Below are 18335 nucleotides of genomic sequence, written 5' to 3' on the forward strand. Positions count from 1 at the left end.
TTTGCTTGCTGCCAATAGGAATAAACGAAATTGATGGAGTCAAACTATGTGTGGAATTGTTGGTGCAGTAGCACAGCGTGATGTAGCCGAGATTTTAGTAGAAGGCCTTCGCCGCCTAGAATACCGTGGCTACGACTCAGCGGGTGTCGCTGTGGTTGATACCGAATCAAATCTAACTCGCGTACGTCGCCTAGGTAAAGTACAAGAGCTAGCAGACGCGGTAGAAGAGCAACAAGTGATTGGTGGTACAGGTATCGCTCACACTCGTTGGGCTACACACGGCGAGCCGTCTGAAGCAAACGCGCACCCACACATGTCTGGTGACATTGCAGTAGTGCATAATGGCATTATCGAAAACCATGAAGCACTGCGTGTAATGTTGCAAGAGCGTGGCTACGTATTTTCTTCTCAAACGGATACTGAAGTTATCGCTCATCTAGTTGAGTGGGAACTTCGCACTTCAGCTTCTTTGGTTGAAGCACTGCAGAAAACAGCAAAGCAGTTGGACGGCGCCTACGGTACCGTTGTGGTTGATCGTAAAGATCCTAGCCGTATTGTTGTGGCTCGCTCTGGTAGCCCTATCGTTATCGGTTTTGGTGTGGGTGAAAACTTCCTAGCATCAGACCAACTTGCACTACTAAGCGTAACTCGCCGCTTCATGTACCTAGAAGAGGGTGATGTTGCTGAAGTGACTCGTCGTGATGTGACCGTATTTGATGTTGCAGGTGAGCGTGTTGAGCGTGAAATCGTTGAATCAAATGCAGAGCATGATGCAGGTGACAAAGGTAAGTACCGTCATTTTATGCAGAAAGAGATCTTCGAACAGCCAACGGCGCTGATCAACACAATGGAAGGTCGCATCTCAGATACTTCTGTTATCACTAACGCGATTGGTGTTAAAGCCGAAGAGATCCTAAGTAAGGTTGAACACGTCCAGATCATCGCATGTGGTACGTCTTACAACTCTGGTATGGCTGCTCGCTACTGGTTTGAGTCTCTAGCAGGCGTAAGCTGTGACGTAGAGATCGCTTCTGAGTTCCGTTACCGTGACTTCGTGGTTCGTCCAAACAGCCTGCTTGTTACTTTGTCTCAATCTGGTGAGACGGCAGATACACTAGCAGCACTTCGCCTTGCGAAAGAGAAAGGCTACATGTCAGCGATGACAATCTGTAACGTTGCTGGATCTTCACTGGTTCGTGAATCTGACTTCGCATTCATGACTCGTGCAGGCACCGAGATCGGTGTAGCTTCAACTAAGGCTTTCACAACTCAACTTGCAGCAATGCTGATGATGGTGACTTCAATTGGTCGTCTACAAGGCCGTATCAATGAAGAAAAAGAAGCAGAAATCGTGCAAGCGCTTCACCAACTGCCGACTGACATTGAGAAAGCACTGGCGTTTGATAAAGAGATCGAAGCACTAGCGACAGACTTCGCAGACAAGCATCACACGCTTTTCTTAGGTCGTGGCGAATACTACCCAATCGCAATGGAAGCGTCCCTAAAACTGAAAGAGATCTCTTACATTCACGCTGAAGCATACGCTGCGGGTGAGCTTAAGCACGGCCCTCTAGCTCTGATTGATGCCGATATGCCTGTAGTGGTTATTGCACCAAGTAACGACCTACTAGAGAAACTGAAATCAAACGTTGAGGAAGTACGTGCACGTGGTGGTCTACTTTATGTATTCGCAGACCAAGATGCAGGCTTTGAAAGCGATGAGAACATGAAGATCATCAAGATGCCTCACGTGAGTGAAGTCACTGCACCTATCTACTACACAGTTCCAATGCAGCTACTGTCTTACCACGTAGCACTAATCAAAGGTACTGACGTTGACCAACCTCGTAACCTAGCGAAAGCGGTAACGGTAGAGTAAGTTAACTTAAACCCTTAAATAGACGAAAGCCCATCATCATGATGGGCTTTTTGTGCATGCTATTTAGTAAATCTACATTCAGCTTATAGTCGTTAAGCGTTAAGAGCTTGCTCTAGGTCTGCAAGGATATCTTCGATGTGTTCAATACCGACTGATAGGCGAATCATCTCTGGTGATACTCCAGCTTGTTTCTGTTCAGCTTCGCTTAGTTGACGGTGTGTCGTCGAAGCAGGGTGACAAGCCAGAGATTTTGCATCGCCAATGTTTACCAAGCGCTTAAAGATTTGTAGCGCGTCATAAAAGCGAACACCTGCTTCATAACCATCCTTTAAGCCAAAAGATAAAATCGCCGATGGCTTACCTCGCATGTACTTTTCAGCAAGCGGGTAGAACTCTGAACTAGGTAAGCCAGCGTAACTTACCCAGCTGACTTTCTCATGTTGGTTGAGATACTCCGCCACTTTCAATGCGTTCTCTGTATGTCGCTCCATACGTAGCGACAGCGTCTCCAAGCCTAGCATCAACATAAAGGCATTCATTGGCGACAAGGCTGCGCCTGTATTGCGTAGTGGAACCGTTCTAGCACGACCAATAAATGCAGCCTCACCAAAGGCTTCGGTATAAACCACACCGTGATAAGAGGGCTCTGGTTGATTAAATACCGGGAAGCGATCTTTGTGTTCTGCCCAAGGGAATTTACCTGAATCGACAATCACACCACCCAAGGTTGTACCGTGACCACCCACGTACTTTGTTAGTGAATGGACTACAATATCAGCACCAAACTCAATAGGCTTACACAGCACTGGAGTCGCGACGGTATTATCGACAATCACAGGGACACCTTGCGCGTGGGCAAGTTCGGCGACACGCTCTAGGTCGATGATATTACCCGCAGGGTTACCGATACTCTCACAGTAAACCGCTTTGGTTTTTTCATCGATAAGCTCTGCTAGGCTCTCCGGTTTATCGTCTTTAGCAAAACGAACTTCAATCCCTTGGTTTGGCAGCATGTGAGCAAACAAGGTGTAAGTGCCACCGTAAAGCTGAGGTGTTGAGACAATGTTGTCACCGATTTGTGCCAATGTCTGAATCGCGTAGTTGATTGCCGCGCTGCCTGCACTCACTACCAAACCTGCAATACCACCTTCTAACGCCGCCATACGTTTCTCCAACACATCGTTGGTTGGGTTCATAATGCGGGTGTAGATATTGCCTGGTACTTCTAGGTTGAACAGATCAGCACCATGCTGAGCATCGTCAAATTCATAGGCAACGGTTTGGTAGATAGGAGTAGCAACGGATTTAGTGGTTGGATCGGTTTCGTATCCGAAGTGAATCGAGAGTGTTTCGTCTTTCATGTTTCTTCCCTGAACTATTGAGCGATTTATGTACACTCATATTGCCGATTTTTTTATAAAAGAAAAGTAAGCTCAGTCACAGAGAGGCAAATAGCATTGTGTACTGTGGAGTTCACTCATACAGGGATGTATTGATACGAGTAGGGCGTAAATAAATAGCGAGCTTAGAAAAGCAAAAAGCCAGAGCAGCATAAACTGTTCTGGCTTTTCTAATTTGGTGGCCCCTCCCAGATTTGAACTGGGGACCGAACGATTATGAGTCGTGCGCTCTAACCACTGAGCTAAGGGGCCGTAGGGCATAGATTATAGGGGAAGCATTCAGTGGTGTCTAGACACTATAAGGGGCAATTCCGCTTATATCTTAGCCACTTAAATCACACAGCTACAAAAAAGGTGAGCCAAAGCTCACCTTTTGTTAATTATGCTTAAAAGCTAATCACATCAATAGGTGTGATTACTCGTCTAAGAAGCTGCGCAGAGTTTCTGAACGGCTTGGGTGACGAAGTTTACGTAGTGCTTTTGCTTCGATCTGACGGATACGCTCACGAGTTACGTCGAACTGCTTACCAACTTCTTCAAGAGTATGGTCAGTGTTCATGTCGATACCGAAACGCATACGCAGTACTTTCGCTTCACGAGGTGTTAGGCCTGCAAGAACGTCTTTAGTTGCACCGCGTAGGCTGGTTGCCGTTGCAGAGTCTAGAGGTAGTTCTAGCGTTGTATCCTCGATGAAATCACCTAGATGCGAATCTTCGTCGTCACCGATTGGTGTCTCCATTGAGATAGGCTCTTTAGCGATTTTCAGTACTTTACGGATCTTGTCTTCAGGCATTTGCATGCGCTCAGCCAGCTCTTCCGGAAGTGGTTCACGACCCATCTCTTGTAGCATTTGACGAGAGATACGGTTTAGTTTGTTGATCGTTTCGATCATGTGAACCGGAATACGGATAGTACGAGCTTGGTCGGCAATCGAACGAGTGATTGCTTGACGGATCCACCATGTAGCGTAAGTAGAGAACTTGTAACCACGACGGTATTCAAACTTATCAACCGCTTTCATCAGACCGATGTTACCTTCTTGGATCAGATCCAAGAATTGTAGACCACGGTTTGTATACTTCTTAGCAATCGAGATTACTAGACGTAAGTTCGCTTCAACCATCTCTTTCTTCGCACGACGAGCTTTTGCTTCACCGATAGACATACGACGGCTGATGTCTTTAATGCTTTGAACAGTCAGAGAGGTCTCTTTCTCGATCATATCCAGTTTTTGGATTGAGCGACGGATATCGTTCTCGTGACGTTTGATCTTTTCTGCGTATGGTTTGTCAGAAGCAAGTACTTCATCTAACCATGCTTCGCTAGATTCGTTGCCAGTAAATAGAGCAATGAAAGATTTCTTCGGCATTTTGCCGTACTCAACTGTTTGACGCATGATTAGGCGTTCTTGAGTACGTACACGATCCATAGAGTTACGCAGTTCGTTTACTAGGTAATCAAACTGTTTTGGTGTTAGACGGAACTCTTTGAATACGTCTTGCATCATTGTCGTTGCAAGCATTGCTTTCGGGCTTTCATGGCCGTACTCGTTGATCGCTAGCTGACGGTTTTGGTAGCTAGTACGAAGCGCTGTGAATTTCTCAAGAGCAAGCTCAGGATCGATACCTGTATCTTCTTCTTCCTCTTCTTCATCGTCATCAACGTCTTCTGCGTCTTCGTCATCCAGATCTGTTTCAGCAAGTTCTGAACCGATGTGAGTCGCTGTTGGTGCAGCTGTGCCATCGTCATCTGGGTCAACAAAGCCATTAATTAGGTCTGTTAAGCGAATCTCTTCTGCTTGTACGCGGTCAAACTGTTCCAAGATGTATGGAATAGTACCTGGGTATTCAGCAACAGATAGCTGAACGGTGTTGATACCATCTTCAATGCGTTTCGCAATGTCGATTTCGCCTTCACGAGTCAGTAGTTCAACTGTACCCATTTCACGCATGTACATGCGAACTGGGTCAGTAGTACGGCCAATCTCGCTTTCTACGCTTGAAAGCGCAGCAGCTGCAGCTTCGGCTGCGTCTTCATCTATATTGGCATCGTCATCATTAAGCGCTAGATCATCAGCATCAGGTGCAGTTTCAACTACTTTGATGCCCATGTCGTTAATCATTTGAATGATGTCTTCTACCTGTTCAGAATCCACGATTTCTGCAGGTAGGTGGTCGTTTACTTCGGCGTAGGTCAGATAGCCTTGTTCCTTGCCTTTAATAACAAGTAATTTAAGCTGTGACTGCGGATTTTGATCCATAGATGATATCCAACTTCAGGTCTGGTGAAGGACGTTGCATTCTCAAATGCAAACCAATTATGTTAACAAATTTATTAAATGCTGACTAATCAAACAGGGTTACGCTTTTAGATCTAGCATTAAAGCTAGTAGCTCCCTTTTTTCTTCGGCTGATAAACCGACACTTCTTGCTTTGGCCTGCAGGTTTTCAATTTGTTTTTCAACGCACTGGGCAAGTATTTTGTCCAATGAGTCTAAAAATATGTCTTCTTGATTGTCTTCGTCGAGGGGGATTTCCCAGCTCGCGAGACGAGACAGAAGAGCCTCATGTTTATTATCTCGCCAGTGCTCTAATAACTGGCCGGTGTTGATATGGGGATGCGCGTGGCATTTATCAAGTACTTCGACGAATAAACTTAGTCCAGGCAATGGTAAGCCTTTGACACTTGATAAATCCGGTACCATATCAGCATAGCTCGGATTTTGGATAAGCAAAGCGATAACTTCACGCATTGGAGTTCGCTTGAGCTCTTTATGCGGTTGAGGTGTCGGGTTTTGTGTATGAACACGAGCACGTCTCAGTTGGTTATCAAATCCAGTTCGCTCATCCAATAACTTTTCGAGCAACTCTTGGAAATAACTGTCAGGAATTTTATTAATTAAGGCGCTTGCGTGCGCACGCAGTGCCGATTTTCCTTCGGTTGTTCCCAAGTTAAGTTTGTGTATTTCTATCAGGTTGTCGAACAAATAGGTCGATAGTGGCGTTGCATTTTGGACGAGCTGCTCAAAAGCGGCTTTACCATGTTCTCTAATATAGCTATCTGGGTCTTCACCATCGGGCAAGAACAGAAACTTGAGTGTGTTACCTGTTTTCAGGTACTCAAGTGCATTTTCTAGAGCGCGCCATGCGGCCTCTTTACCAGCTCGGTCACCATCGTAACAACAAACCACAGTGCCGGTTTGTCTAAACAGCATTTGAATGTGGTCACCGGTTGTTGAAGTGCCTAGTGAAGCCACCGAGTAATCTACACCATATTGCGCAAGCGCCACGACATCCATGTAACCTTCAACCACAAGGACTTGAGGCGGTTCACGGTATGCCTGTAATACTTCATAAAGGCCATATAGCTCTTTGCCTTTATGGAAGATAGGTGTCTCTGGTGAGTTTAGGTATTTTGGTGTGCCATCTTCTAAGACACGTCCACCAAAACCAATCACACGACCACGACGATCGCGAATCGGGAACATAACACGACCACGGAATCGGTCGTATCGATTACCCTTATCGTTTTCTATCAACATGCCGCCTGTTACCAGCATGTCTTGAGCTTCTTTTTGTTGACCAAAGTTCTTACGAACTAAGTCCCACTCATCGGCCACATAACCAATGCCAAACTTCTGAACAATCTCGCCCGATAAACCACGATTTTTTAGGTACTCAATCGCGGGCTTATTGGCTGCTATTTTTAGCTGTGAGCGATAGAACTGGCTAATGCCGCCCATCAAATCATAGAGGTTACGTTTTTGTTCAGTGTTGGCTCTTGGTGCGGTAGAGATCTCACCGCTACGTTGTTCTCTTGGAACATCGAGCCCTAAGAAGGAGGCGAGCTCTTCAATAGCTTCAACGAATTCGAGGCGCTCGAACTCCATAATGAAGTCGATGGCATTGCCGTGTACGCCACAACCAAAACAGTGATAAAACTGTTTCTCTTGGCTTACGCTAAAAGAGGGGGTCTTTTCGTTATGAAACGGACAACAAGCGCCGTAGTTTTTGCCTTTTTTCTTAAGTTTCACGCGTGCGTCTATGATGTCGACAATGTCGAGACGTGCTAGGAGATCATCGATGAAACTGCGCGGGATGTGTCCTGCCATAAAACCTTAGAAAAATGCACTAACTGAGAGTGTGGATAATAATAGTTTGAATGGGTTACAGATACAAACAAGCCGTGCGTTCCGAAGGATTGCACGGCTTGTTGCAATTTGATTTGGGATTAAGCGAGTTTAGAACGAACTAAACCACTAACTTTACCCATATCTGCACGCCCTTGAATTTGTGGTTTCAAGATAGCCATTACTTTACCCATGTCTTGCATGCCCGCAGGTTGAGCTTCTGCAATTGCGCTATCAAGTAGTGCGATTACTTCTTCTTCAGTAAGCGGTTGAGGCATAAAGCCTTCAAGCACAGCAATTTCTGCTTGTTCCACGTCAGCAAGATCTTGACGACCAGCTGATTCATATTGAGCAACAGAATCGCGACGTTGTTTAACCATTTTTACTAGTACAGCAAGAATGTCGTCATCGCTCAGAGTAATCTGTTCGTCGACTTCACGTTGCTTTACAGCAGCAAGAGCTAAACGGATAGTGCCAAGGCGCGGTTTGTCCTTGGCTTTCATCGCTAATTTTTGCTCTTCTTTGAGTTGTTCAATAAGAGCCATAACTCAGTCCTTATGGATTAAGTTATTAGTACAGGCGAACGCGACGTGCGTTTTCGCGAGCTAGCTTCTTAGCGTGACGCTTTTGAGCTGCTGCTTTAGCGCGTTTGCGAACTGTAGTTGGCTTTTCGTAGTGCTCGCGACGGCGAACTTCAGAAAGGATACCTGCTTTTTCACAAGAGCGCTTGAAACGACGTAGTGCAACGTCGAACGGTTCGTTTTCACGTACTTTAACTATTGGCATATGCCTTTCACCTCAGGGGTTATTCATTATCGCTGGCTACTGATGACCAAATCAGAAAAATTATCCGTAGACAACTTTCGATTAAGTGTGGTCTCTAACCAGCTTGATCAAAAATGGTGCGGAATTTTAATCCGATCAGAGTGGCTTTGTAAAGCACTTTGTCGATTATAGTCTGTACAATATTTGTTTGAAGAGCTTAGGCAGGGTAATATTGCGCTAATTTCCCATTTTAGACGAAAGCGTGCCGAGAAAATTATGCGCATTATTGGTATTGAAACCTCTTGTGATGAAACAGGAATCGCAATTTATGATGATGAGCAGGGCCTGCTTTCTCATCAATTATACAGCCAAGTAAAGCTGCACGCCGATTACGGTGGTGTAGTACCTGAGCTGGCATCACGTGATCACGTGAAGAAAACAATTCCGCTAATCAAAGCGGCTCTTAAAGAGGCAAACCTAACCTCTAAAGACATCGATGGTGTTGCTTACACGGCTGGCCCTGGCCTTGTTGGTGCGCTGCTTGTTGGTGCAACCATTGGTCGCAGCATTGCTTACGCTTGGGGCGTACCAGCTGTGCCAGTTCACCACATGGAAGGTCACCTTCTTGCGCCAATGCTAGAAGATAACCCACCGCCGTTCCCATTTGTCGCTCTGCTTGTTTCTGGTGGTCACACCATGATGGTCGAAGTGAAAGGCATTGGTGAATACAAGATCCTTGGTGAATCGATTGATGATGCGGCAGGTGAAGCCTTCGATAAAACGGCTAAGTTAATGGGCTTAGATTACCCTGGTGGCCCATTACTATCTCGACTAGCAGAGAAAGGCACGCCGGGCCGTTTTAAGTTCCCACGTCCAATGACGGATCGTCCGGGCTTGGATATGAGCTTCTCTGGCCTAAAAACCTTTGCAGCGAACACGATTCGTGACAATGACGATAGTGAGCAAACTCGTGCCGATATCGCATATGCATTCCAAGAGGCGGTTTGTGGCACCTTGGTAATCAAGTGTAAGCGTGCCTTGGAACAGACGGGCATGAAACGTATAGTGATTGCTGGTGGTGTAAGTGCAAACAAACAACTACGTGTTGAGCTTGAAGCACTTGCTAAGAAAATTGGTGGCGAGGTTTACTACCCGCGTACTGAGTTCTGTACTGATAACGGTGCGATGATCGCTTATGCCGGTATGCAGCGCCTGAAAAACGGTGAGACTGCTGATCTTTCAGTTCAAGCCACACCGCGTTGGCCGATCGACCAATTAGAGCCAATTGCGTAATACATCAAAATGTTTCGATAAACGGTCGCCTTGTGCGGCCGTTTTTATATCTTAGCTTACCGACTATATGTCGATAAATAATTGCCGATAGAGATTAGGGAAGAAGATGAATAAGTTCACTGTAGATAATCAATCGATGGCTTACCTAGACGAAGGCGAAGGCCCGGTTGTTGTACTAGGACACAGCTACCTTTGGGATAGTGCGATGTGGAAGCCACAGGTTGAAGCGTTAAAATCTCAGTACCGTTGTATTGTGCCTGAGCTTTGGTCTCACGGTGAGTCTCAAGCAGCACCGAACGCAATGGGCAACCTAAAAGACTACGCTCAACATGTTCTGGCACTGCTTGACCATTTAAACATTGAAGAATTTTCTGTGGTGGGCTTATCGGTTGGTGGTATGTGGGGTACTGAGCTTGCAGAGCTGGCACCGGCACGTATCAAATCTTTGGTACTGATGGACACTTTTGTCGGTCTAGAGCCAGAAGTTGCACACGCGAAATACTTCAGCATGCTAGACACCATCTCTCAAACTAAGATGGTTCCTCAACCGATCGTAGAAGCGGTTGTGCCGTTGTTCTTTGCTAATGACGCACAAACTAACACGCCAGCTTTGGTAGAAGGTTTTACTCAGCAGTTATCGGCACTACAGGGCGAGCAAGCAGAGCAAGTAGCTCGAATTGGTCGTATGGTGTTTGGACGTCGTGACATGATTGAAACTATAGAGAACTTTGCTCTACCTGTGTTGGTAGCTGTCGGCCAAGAAGATAAACCACGCCCGGTACTTGAATCTTACCTAATGCATGATTGCATTTCGGGAAGTGAATTAGTGGTAATTCCTGGCGCAGGACACATTAGTTCGCTAGAGCAGCCAGAATTTGTAAACACTATGCTGAAAGAGTTTTTAGGTAAGCACCTGCTGTAGACTTTCTATCGTTTGAAATGATCGGTTTAATCTTGAATATAAGGTTAAGCCGATTTTTTTTGTCCGAGTTTTGGCTCGCTACCGTCCAGTAGGCGGCGGATGTTTTGATGGTGACGCAGCACGATCAAGCAACACAGCATAGCCACGGGCAGGGTGTATTGCGGTTTGACTAACCAAGCGTAGAAAGGGGCAAGTAGCACTGTCACCAATGCTGCCAAAGAGGAGTAACGAAATAAAAGCGCGACCACGAGCCAAGTTGCCATGATCATACCGGTTAGGTCGAATCCAATTGGGGCGATGGCACCCAGTGCCGTTGCGACGCCTTTACCACCCTTAAAGTGGAAGAAGATCGGATACATATGACCAAGACAAGCTGCAATCGCAACGATACCTAAAATAATTGAGTCGATACCGAGAAAGTAACCAAGCCAGACTGGAATGGTGCCTTTTAACATATCACAGAGTAATACTGCTGCTGCGGCACCTTTGCCACCGACACGTAACACATTGGTTGCGCCTGGGTTGTTTGAGCCCACCGTTCTAGGATCTGGAAGCCTTAAGACTCGGCATATCAAGACCGCACTAGAGATTGAACCTAGCAAATAGGCAGCAATGATCATGATAAGTGCCAATGGGGTCATGTCTGTCCTTTAACGGTTATACGCTTAACGATGGGAAAATAATGCTCAATCCAAGAGTAATTGATATCATATCTCGAATTACGCAAATAATACGTTTTTTTCCCAAATTTGGGTATCCGACCTCTAAAAGGACAAGTCATGGCACTGGATAAAGTTTTCATTGAGCAGCTAGAAGTAATTACAACGATCGGTGTTTACGATTGGGAACAAGAGATCAAACAGAAACTGGTTCTTGATATTGAAATGGCTCATGACAACCGCCCAGCAGGCAAGAGTGATGATGTGGTTGATGCTTTGGATTATTCGAAAGTGAGCACTGCAGTACTCGATCACATTGCGAATGGCCGTTTTCTACTCGTAGAACGTGTTGCTGAGGAAGTCGCAGAGCTCATTATGACTCAGTTCTCCGTTCCTTGGGTTAAAATTCACCTAGCGAAGCCTGGTGCAGTTCCTCAAGCAAAAGCGGTGGGTGTGATCATCGAACGAGGTCAAGCATGACCATCGCCTATGTTGGTGTTGGCACGAACATAGACCGCGACAAGCATGCAAGGGTGGCATGGAAAGAGCTTCAATCGTTAGGGACTAACCTTAAATGCTCTAAAATCTATCACTGTGAGCCTGTCGGTTTTGATAGCCATCCATTTTATAACTTTGTGATAGAGCTCGACACGCCACTTTCATTGACTGAATTTTCACAAGAACTTCGTAAAATTGAGTACAAATGGGGGCGTGCGCAAGATGCACACAAGCTTCAGGATCGAAATTTGGATCTTGATATTGTGCTGTTTGGTGATGAGATATCTGAGTCTGCTCCAGAGTTACCACGCAGTGATATCTATAAATATCCTTTTGTAACACAACCACTTTATGATCTTTGTCCTGCGAGAGTGATCCCGCAAGACGGAAGAACCGTCAGTGAAATATGGCAGAAGATGCAGCAACTAGACTCGCTCTCTGTCGTAGATATAAAACTATAATTTTAAAGGTAAGTAATGAGTTATTTTGAATCGTTTATATTGGCGTTGGTGCAAGGCTTTACTGAGTTTTTACCTATTTCCAGTTCGGCACACTTGATCCTTCCATCAGCGGTTTTAGGCTGGGAAGATCAGGGTTTGGCTTTTGATGTTGCGGTTCACGTGGGTACTTTGGCCGCAGTCGTGATCTATTTCCGTAAAGAAGTGATTTCGTTGTTGAGCGCATTCTTCGGCTCAGTGTTTAAGGGCGACCGCAGCAAAGAAGCTAAATTGGCATGGATGATCATCCTTGCGACGATTCCGGCATGTATCTTTGGCCTGCTGATGAAGGACATTGTTGAACTTTACCTTCGCAGTGCATGGGTAATTGCGACAACGACCATCGTCTTTGGTTTGTTGTTGTGGTGGGTGGATAAGAACTCAAGCCTACGTGATGATGAGTACCAAGCGGGCTGGAAAAAAGCGTTGTTTATTGGTCTTGCTCAGGCAATGGCAATCATTCCTGGTACCTCTCGCTCAGGTGCTACGATTACGGCAGCACTTTACCTTGGCTTTACTCGTGAAGCGGCAGCTCGATTCTCTTTCCTAATGTCTATCCCAATCATCACTTTAGCTGGTGGTTACTTAGGACTTAAGCTTGTGACCAGTGGCGACCCAATTCATGTGGGTACACTGCTAACCGGTATTGCGGTGTCTTTCATCAGTGCTTACATCTGTATTCACTTCTTCTTGAAGCTTATCTCACGTATGGGCATGACACCGTTTGTTATCTACCGCCTAATCCTAGGTTGTGGTCTGTTTGCTTTCTTAATGATGCAGTAACAGGCGCTGATAACAGCCTCGTCATAAAATTGAAAAAGCCCGCAGTTAAGCGCAATGTAGATCAGATAAGGATCGGTTGACCGATCCTTCTTCTGAGAGATAATCGGAAGCCTGTTTCTAGGCTTCCGATTTTTTATGTCTATCCAAAACTATTTTGTCGATTTCCTCGAAGAAAATCCTGTTGATGTAGCTCAACTCACCACTTTCTCTGAACATATCCCAGATGAATGGGTTGTTAAGGCAGCTAGTCTTTCTGATAAAGCGACTATTCGCCGACGTCGACTACCAAGTGACATGGTCTTGTGGTTAATTGTCGGCATGGCCTTCTTCCGTAATGAACCAATTGCCGAAGTCGCACGAAGAATGAATGTCTGTGCGGATGGCTTGGCTGATGAAGAGTTATTAGCAAAAAGTGCTTTAACCCAGGCAAGACAACGTTTAGGCAGTGCTGCACCAGAGTGGTTGTTTAAACAATGTGGGCGAACGTGGGGTCTTGAACGATACCGTGATGATACGTGGCAAGGATTACAAGTTTTTGCTGTAGACGGTGCTCTTTTTCGCACCGCGGATACGCCCGAACTTAGAGAGCACTTTGGCTCGGGTAATACCTCGAGTAGCAGGCAGACACCACATCCAATGCTAAGAGTTGTGACTATGATGAATGTCCGTTCTCATGTCATCGTTGACGCTGCCATAAGCCCTTATCGGCGTGGTGAAATCCCACTTGCTATGCCCTTCATCGACTCTTTACCAGATAACTCTGTGACGTTACTAGATAAAGGTTTTTACGGTGCAGACTTACTTCTCTCTCTTCAAAATAGCGGTATTAATAGACATTGGTTGATACCAGCAAGGAAAGGGTTGAAATACACACTTTTAGATGAAGAAGAAAGCAATGATATGCTCATCGAAATGAACGTCTCACCGCAAGCTCTCAAAAAGAACCCTAGTTTACCTGAAAAATGGCAAGTCAGAGCGGTGACCTATGAAGTACAAGGTAAGCAGAAAACTGTTTTTACATCCCTTCCAAGAGCAGACTACGACGCGAAAGCGGTAGCCGAACTTTATCATGAACGTTGGGAAATCGAATTAGGTTATCGTGATATCAAAAGCTCAATGCAACACAATGCCTTAGTATTACGCAGTAAAACAGTAAACCTTGTTTATCAAGAACTCTGGGGGCTGTTGCTTGGTTATAATTTGGTAAGACGTGAAGCAAGTCAGGCAGCAGTTGAACATGGAAGAATGCCGAATGAAATTAGCTTTAAATACGCTTGTCAGTTTATAGCGAGCCAACTGAAGGTGATGAGTAAAGCGATATCGCCAGGCAATACACCTAAGCGTTTAAAGAGTCTAAGGGGAGACTTATCAGTCCTCTTTATAGACAAACGCCCTAAGCCTAATCGGCCTAGGGCGGTAAAAATATCAAAGACTCGCTACCCAATTAATCGCAAAGCAGCTCCGCTTAAGTGAACTACATTGCGCTTAACTGCGGGCTTTTTAATGCGTGCTTACTAACAGGTTTAAGATCAACTATCAGTGAGTTCTGATAATGCGTTTTCAATGGCTGCCGCTCTGCGCTTCTCTTGCTCTTCTCGAATATATTTACCTTTAAAGCCATCGGCAATGATCGCTTTTACTTCAACTTGCAGCGCCGCTTGATAGGCCGTTTCAAAACGAGCTTTTTGAGGATAAGGGTGATCTTCTAACCCTTTACGGCCTGCGTGGTCAGCTTGGCAGCAAAGTAAGATGTCGTTAAGGCGGTCTGGTTTACGCCAAACATCGAACTTGTTGAGAATCTTAAGGAAAGTTGTCGGCTTGAGCTCGTCTGCACGATGAATGTTTGAGTGTTGCTCACACACTAATAATGCGAGGTCTCTGAATTCATTGGGCACTCTCACTCGCTCACACAGTTTCTTGATGATCTTAACACCAGTGTGGCAGTGCATTTTATGGCTTGGCCATTCAGCTTGTGGTGTCACGCCTTTACCTAAGTCATGCACTTGAGCGGCAAAGCGTACGGGCAGCGATGGGCTTAATAGCGCGGCTTGCTGAGCCACCATCATAGTATGGATACCCGTGTCGATCTCAGGGTGCCATTTTTCCGGTTGAGGAACACCAAATAGAGCGTCAATCTCTGGCAAAACAACCGCTAGTGCTCCGCACTCTCTCAATACCGAAAGAAAGACTTCTGGGTGTGGTGTGTTGAGTGATTTGTGCCACTCTTGCCATACTCGTTCTGCAGTAAGATGGGCGAGTTCACCAGATTCAACGATCTCACTCATCATCAACATAGTTTCAGGGGCGACGGTAAAGCCAAGATGGTGAAGCTTGGCAGCGAAGCGCGCCACTCGCAGCACTCGAAGTGGATCTTCGACAAAGGCATCGGACACATGTCTTAAAATACGATCGGAGAGATCTTGCTGGCCGTGGTAAGGATCGTGAAGGTTGCCTGCATCATCTTGAGCGATGGCGTTGATCGTTAGATCTCGACGCATGAGGTCTTCTTCCAGGCTAACATCTGGCGCGAAGTAACATTCGAAGCCTGTGTAACCAGAGCCTGATTTTCTCTCAGTGCGAGCCAGTGCGTGTTCTTCTTTGGTTTTTGGGTGCAAGAATACTGGGAAGTCTTTACCCACTGCAGTGAAGCCAAGGCTTTCCATCTCTTGAGGGGTACTGCCGACCACCACCCAATCTTTATCATAACTATCAATATTGAGTAGTTTATCGCGCACCGCTCCACCGACTAGATAGCGCTGTAGCCCATTCTCTTTTGGTAGGCTATCGTATATTTGCAACTTATCACCTCGAAATGTTTTATCACTGCTGGACTTTACGGCAAGCAATGGTACTTTCCATTAATCGTAATTATAGGGCAGCACATGTATAAGGAATATTTTGGCTTCGTTGAGATGCCATTTTCGATTGTACCAAATTCTCGCTACTTGTTTTTGAGTCAGCGCCACCAAGAGGCGATGCAGAACCTACAGGCCGGTTTAGGTGAGGGTGGGGGCTTTGCAATGCTTACTGGTGAGGTGGGAACAGGTAAAACAACGGTCGCTAAGGCGATGTTGTCCTCTCTTGATCGCTACACTCAAGCTGGCCTTATACTCAACCCTACGTTTTCCAACACTGATTTGCTTGAAGCTATCTGTGATGAGTTCGAGATCGACTATCCACAGCAGGCATCACTCAAGCAGCTGAGTCAGGCGATTCACTATTTCTTACTGGATAGCCATGCGGAAGGTATTCAAACCTTATTGGTGATAGATGAAGCTCAACACTTAGCTGCCGATGTGTTGGAACAGCTACGCCTCTTGACGAATTTGGAAACCGACAGTCGCAAGTTATTAAAAGTATTACTGGTTGGCCAACCTGAATTACAACAGCATTTGCAGACCACCCAACTGCGTCAATTAGCTCAGCGTATTACAGGGCGTTACCATTTGTTGCCTCTCAATATTCAAGAGACCGGCAAGTACATCGCGTTTCGTCTAGAGACAGCGGGTGGCGAGCAGATGTTGTTTTCGAATCGTTCCGTTAAGCTGATCGCCCAATATACACATGGTATTCCACGGTTGATTAACTTGGTGTGTGATAAGGCGCTGCAGCTAGCTTTTCATGACGGAGAGCAAACACCGAGCAATGACACGGTCAACAGAGCGTGCCAGCAGATCATGGCGTTTCAAGCTGAGGTTTACCATGTCGAAAAACCTCGTGCAGCGAGCACGCTACCAAAGTTAGTTCAATATGCGAGTGCGGCAACCTTGAGTGTCGCACTTGCGATGGCGACCTTTCACTTTTCGCCAGCCTACATTGACTCATGGCTAACAACCCAACCTTCGAATGAAGCCCAAACATTAAGCTCAGTAAGGATGCAGCGGTCGTTAGTCGCAGATACGCCTAAGCTGGTTGTTGAGTCTGAGACAGACAAGTTCGCACTGCCAACACATATTCAGCAACACTTGATGCAAGGGACTAACCGTTCGCTGGCGATCAAGGACTTATATACGCTTTGGGGCTACCAATCCTCTCTGCGTGACGGTTTATGCTTAAGTGAGCCACAAAGCGTGTTCGTATGTGAACAACAACAAGCAAGTCTAGATGACCTTCTAGAGTTAGGCGTCCCTGTGGTATTGAACTTAAAGGTAGAGCAAGAGCCTGTGTTTGCTGTGCTTTATGGTGCATCACAAGACGCTGTCGAGTTATTGGTGAACGAAAAACTGTTAGTCATGCCGAAGCAATCTTTAGAGAAGGTCTGGCATGGTGATTATGTCGCGATTTGGAAACAGCCATTGCGAGAAACGTTAAAAGAGGGATATCAGGGTGAAGCTGTCGCTTTGCTTGATTTGTTGCTTTCTGAGGTTCTTGGAGAGGTTGTGTCCGGTAGTGATGTATTTGATTACGAATTAAAAATGAAAGTCGAAGCGTTTCAAACATGGCAGGGCATGTCGGTCGACGGTATTGCTGGTCAACGAACTTTAGCGAGGCTGCAAAGGTTAGCTCAGCTAGATTCTCCGAAGTTAATGTCATTAAGCGGAGGAGCGAGCTAATGTCACGCATTATGCATGAGTTGAATCAGTCCTCAGACAAATCTAGCTTTAAGGGCTACCAAAACCATCAAGTGCCGAGTTCTGCAAAGGGTATCAGCAACAAACGCGGTTCGTCGTTGGCTATGGGGTTGCTTGTTTTACTTGTGCCTTCTCTGTTGGTAGGTGGTGCCTTGGTGTATCAATCTTACCATCAACAGCAAACGGCTAACCAAGCTGCTATTAGTTCGAATTCAGAATCAGAAACCCAGTCTGTTCAAGCCAAGGATATCGAAACGGCTGATTTGAATGTCGAAGAAGAAGTCGAAGATGAGCCTCTGTTTGTGGTGCGTCCAGCGCCGACAAGCAAGACGTTAAAATCGTTACCTCGCCAAGAGGTTTATGCTCAAGTTAACTCTGATAGCACTCAACTGTCTGCTGGGGTAATTGTGCCGGTAACCAAAGCAGAGAGCACAGCGCGAACAGTGGATGATTCAGAGCTGTCATTAGCTGAGCCTGAAGTTGGACCTGGTGTGAACGACGAAAGCAATTATCAGCAATCAGATAGCGACCTGCTACAAGGCTTGGATTTGACAGAGTTACCGCCTGATTTGGCATTGAAGCTAGAAGCGATTATGGATGAGCAGCCAAGTGCACCTGAGCCGATGGACTCGCGACCAGCAAGCCAGATGGAACCTCAAGTGATTGAGCTCGAAAATCACGTTAACAGTTTGTCTGGCGTATTACCTAAGCTCGACTTACAAACCCATATGTACTCAAGTAGTGAGAACAAGCGTTGGGTCAAAGTGAATGGGCAAGAGGTGTCACAGGGCGATTGGATCGGTAATGATGTTCAACTGCTAGAGATCAAGCCGCAATCTGTGGTTGTTGAGTTTAATCAGCAGAAGATTGAGATTCCTGCTTTGTACGAGTGGAAGGGCTAACCTAAAGCTGCTACAAGCGCTTTGATAACATGTTGAG

16 protein-coding genes and 1 tRNA gene are annotated in these 18335 nt (G+C 46.0%); 9 read left to right on the forward strand and 8 right to left on the reverse strand.

Features of this window, described 5'->3' with window-relative positions; genetic code table 11:
- Positions 1-46 precede the first annotated feature (46 nt).
- Positions 47-1879 carry a glutamine--fructose-6-phosphate transaminase (isomerizing) gene (gene glmS / locus OCV52_RS01905; protein ID WP_137407187.1) on the forward strand — a complete coding sequence of 611 codons (1833 nt, stop codon included), beginning with the start codon at positions 47-49 and terminating at the stop codon, positions 1877-1879.
- Between the two features lie 92 nt (positions 1880-1971).
- On the opposite strand, the gene OCV52_RS01910 is transcribed toward glmS, so the two are convergent.
- From OCV52_RS01910 to rpsU, 6 genes are all read right to left on the reverse strand, one after another.
- The gene (locus OCV52_RS01910) at positions 1972-3240 is read right to left on the reverse strand and encodes an O-acetylhomoserine aminocarboxypropyltransferase/cysteine synthase family protein (RefSeq protein WP_137407186.1); all 1269 of its coding nucleotides are present in this window, start codon (positions 3238-3240) and stop codon (positions 1972-1974) included.
- A gap of 215 nt (positions 3241-3455) precedes the next feature.
- A tRNA-Ile gene (locus OCV52_RS01915) sits at positions 3456-3531 on the reverse strand.
- A 163-nt stretch (positions 3532-3694) separates the two neighbouring features.
- Positions 3695-5539: an RNA polymerase sigma factor RpoD gene (rpoD, locus tag OCV52_RS01920; protein ID WP_008222514.1), complete on the reverse strand. Its 1845-nt coding sequence runs from the start codon at positions 5537-5539 to the stop codon at positions 3695-3697.
- A 99-nt stretch (positions 5540-5638) separates the two neighbouring features.
- The gene (gene dnaG, locus OCV52_RS01925) at positions 5639-7390 is read right to left on the reverse strand and encodes a DNA primase (protein WP_137407185.1); all 1752 of its coding nucleotides are present in this window, start codon (positions 7388-7390) and stop codon (positions 5639-5641) included.
- A 119-nt stretch (positions 7391-7509) separates the two neighbouring features.
- On the reverse strand, positions 7510-7953 hold the full coding sequence (locus OCV52_RS01930) for a GatB/YqeY domain-containing protein (RefSeq protein WP_008222517.1): 444 nt from the start codon (positions 7951-7953) through the stop codon (positions 7510-7512).
- Between the two features lie 25 nt (positions 7954-7978).
- Positions 7979-8194: a 30S ribosomal protein S21 gene (rpsU, locus tag OCV52_RS01935; protein WP_004396009.1), complete on the reverse strand. Its 216-nt coding sequence runs from the start codon at positions 8192-8194 to the stop codon at positions 7979-7981.
- A 255-nt stretch (positions 8195-8449) separates the two neighbouring features.
- On the opposite strand from rpsU, the gene tsaD reads away from it, so the two are divergent.
- Together tsaD and OCV52_RS01945 are read left to right on the forward strand one after the other, a co-directional pair.
- Positions 8450-9466 (forward strand): tRNA (adenosine(37)-N6)-threonylcarbamoyltransferase complex transferase subunit TsaD, encoded by a 1017-nt coding sequence (tsaD, locus tag OCV52_RS01940; RefSeq protein WP_004740786.1) that lies wholly within the window; start codon positions 8450-8452, stop codon positions 9464-9466.
- 106 nt (positions 9467-9572) lie between these two features.
- Positions 9573-10388 carry an alpha/beta fold hydrolase gene (locus tag OCV52_RS01945; protein ID WP_102425837.1) on the forward strand — a complete coding sequence of 272 codons (816 nt, stop codon included), beginning with the start codon at positions 9573-9575 and terminating at the stop codon, positions 10386-10388.
- A 44-nt stretch (positions 10389-10432) separates the two neighbouring features.
- Here OCV52_RS01945 and plsY read toward each other — a convergent pair whose 3' ends face one another.
- Positions 10433-11029, reverse strand: coding sequence for a glycerol-3-phosphate 1-O-acyltransferase PlsY (gene plsY, locus OCV52_RS01950; RefSeq protein ID WP_061033566.1), 597 nt, complete (start codon positions 11027-11029; stop codon positions 10433-10435).
- A gap of 138 nt (positions 11030-11167) precedes the next feature.
- Here plsY and folB point away from each other — a divergent pair, with 138 nt between their 5' ends.
- The 4 genes from folB (at position 11168) to OCV52_RS01970 (ending at position 14298) form a co-directional block, all read left to right on the forward strand.
- A complete protein-coding gene (gene folB / locus OCV52_RS01955) occupies positions 11168-11527 on the forward strand; it encodes a dihydroneopterin aldolase (RefSeq protein WP_102425838.1) in 360 nt (119 codons plus the stop codon).
- Positions 11524-12006, forward strand: coding sequence for a 2-amino-4-hydroxy-6-hydroxymethyldihydropteridine diphosphokinase (folK, locus tag OCV52_RS01960; protein WP_137407184.1), 483 nt, complete (start codon positions 11524-11526; stop codon positions 12004-12006). Before folB ends, folK begins: the two co-directional genes overlap by 4 nt.
- Positions 12007-12021: 15 nt before the next feature.
- Complete coding sequence (locus tag OCV52_RS01965) at positions 12022-12825, forward strand: undecaprenyl-diphosphate phosphatase (RefSeq protein ID WP_137407183.1); 804 nt, start codon at positions 12022-12024, stop codon at positions 12823-12825.
- A 135-nt stretch (positions 12826-12960) separates the two neighbouring features.
- Positions 12961-14298, forward strand: coding sequence for an IS4 family transposase (locus tag OCV52_RS01970; protein WP_137409200.1), 1338 nt, complete (start codon positions 12961-12963; stop codon positions 14296-14298).
- Positions 14299-14354: 56 nt separating this feature from the next.
- Here the strand turns inward: OCV52_RS01970 and OCV52_RS01975 are convergent, their stop codons facing one another.
- Positions 14355-15671, reverse strand: a complete 1317-nt coding sequence (locus tag OCV52_RS01975; protein ID WP_137407853.1) for a multifunctional CCA addition/repair protein — start codon at positions 15669-15671, stop codon at positions 14355-14357.
- Positions 15672-15707: 36 nt separating this feature from the next.
- Between OCV52_RS01975 and OCV52_RS01980 the strand changes: the two genes are divergently transcribed.
- Both OCV52_RS01980 and OCV52_RS01985 read left to right on the forward strand, forming a co-directional pair.
- The gene (locus OCV52_RS01980; RefSeq protein WP_206383567.1) at positions 15708-17378 is read left to right on the forward strand and encodes an ExeA family protein; all 1671 of its coding nucleotides are present in this window, start codon (positions 15708-15710) and stop codon (positions 17376-17378) included.
- Positions 17378-18298: a general secretion pathway protein GspB gene (locus tag OCV52_RS01985; RefSeq protein ID WP_137407854.1), complete on the forward strand. Its 921-nt coding sequence runs from the start codon at positions 17378-17380 to the stop codon at positions 18296-18298. The genes OCV52_RS01980 and OCV52_RS01985 overlap by 1 nt, the downstream gene beginning before the upstream one ends.
- The last annotated feature ends 37 nt before the right edge of the window (positions 18299-18335 follow it).

Origin of the sequence: Vibrio chagasii (assembly GCF_024347355.1) — a bacterium.
In the GTDB taxonomy this organism is placed as follows: Bacteria; Pseudomonadota; Gammaproteobacteria; order Enterobacterales; family Vibrionaceae; genus Vibrio; species Vibrio chagasii.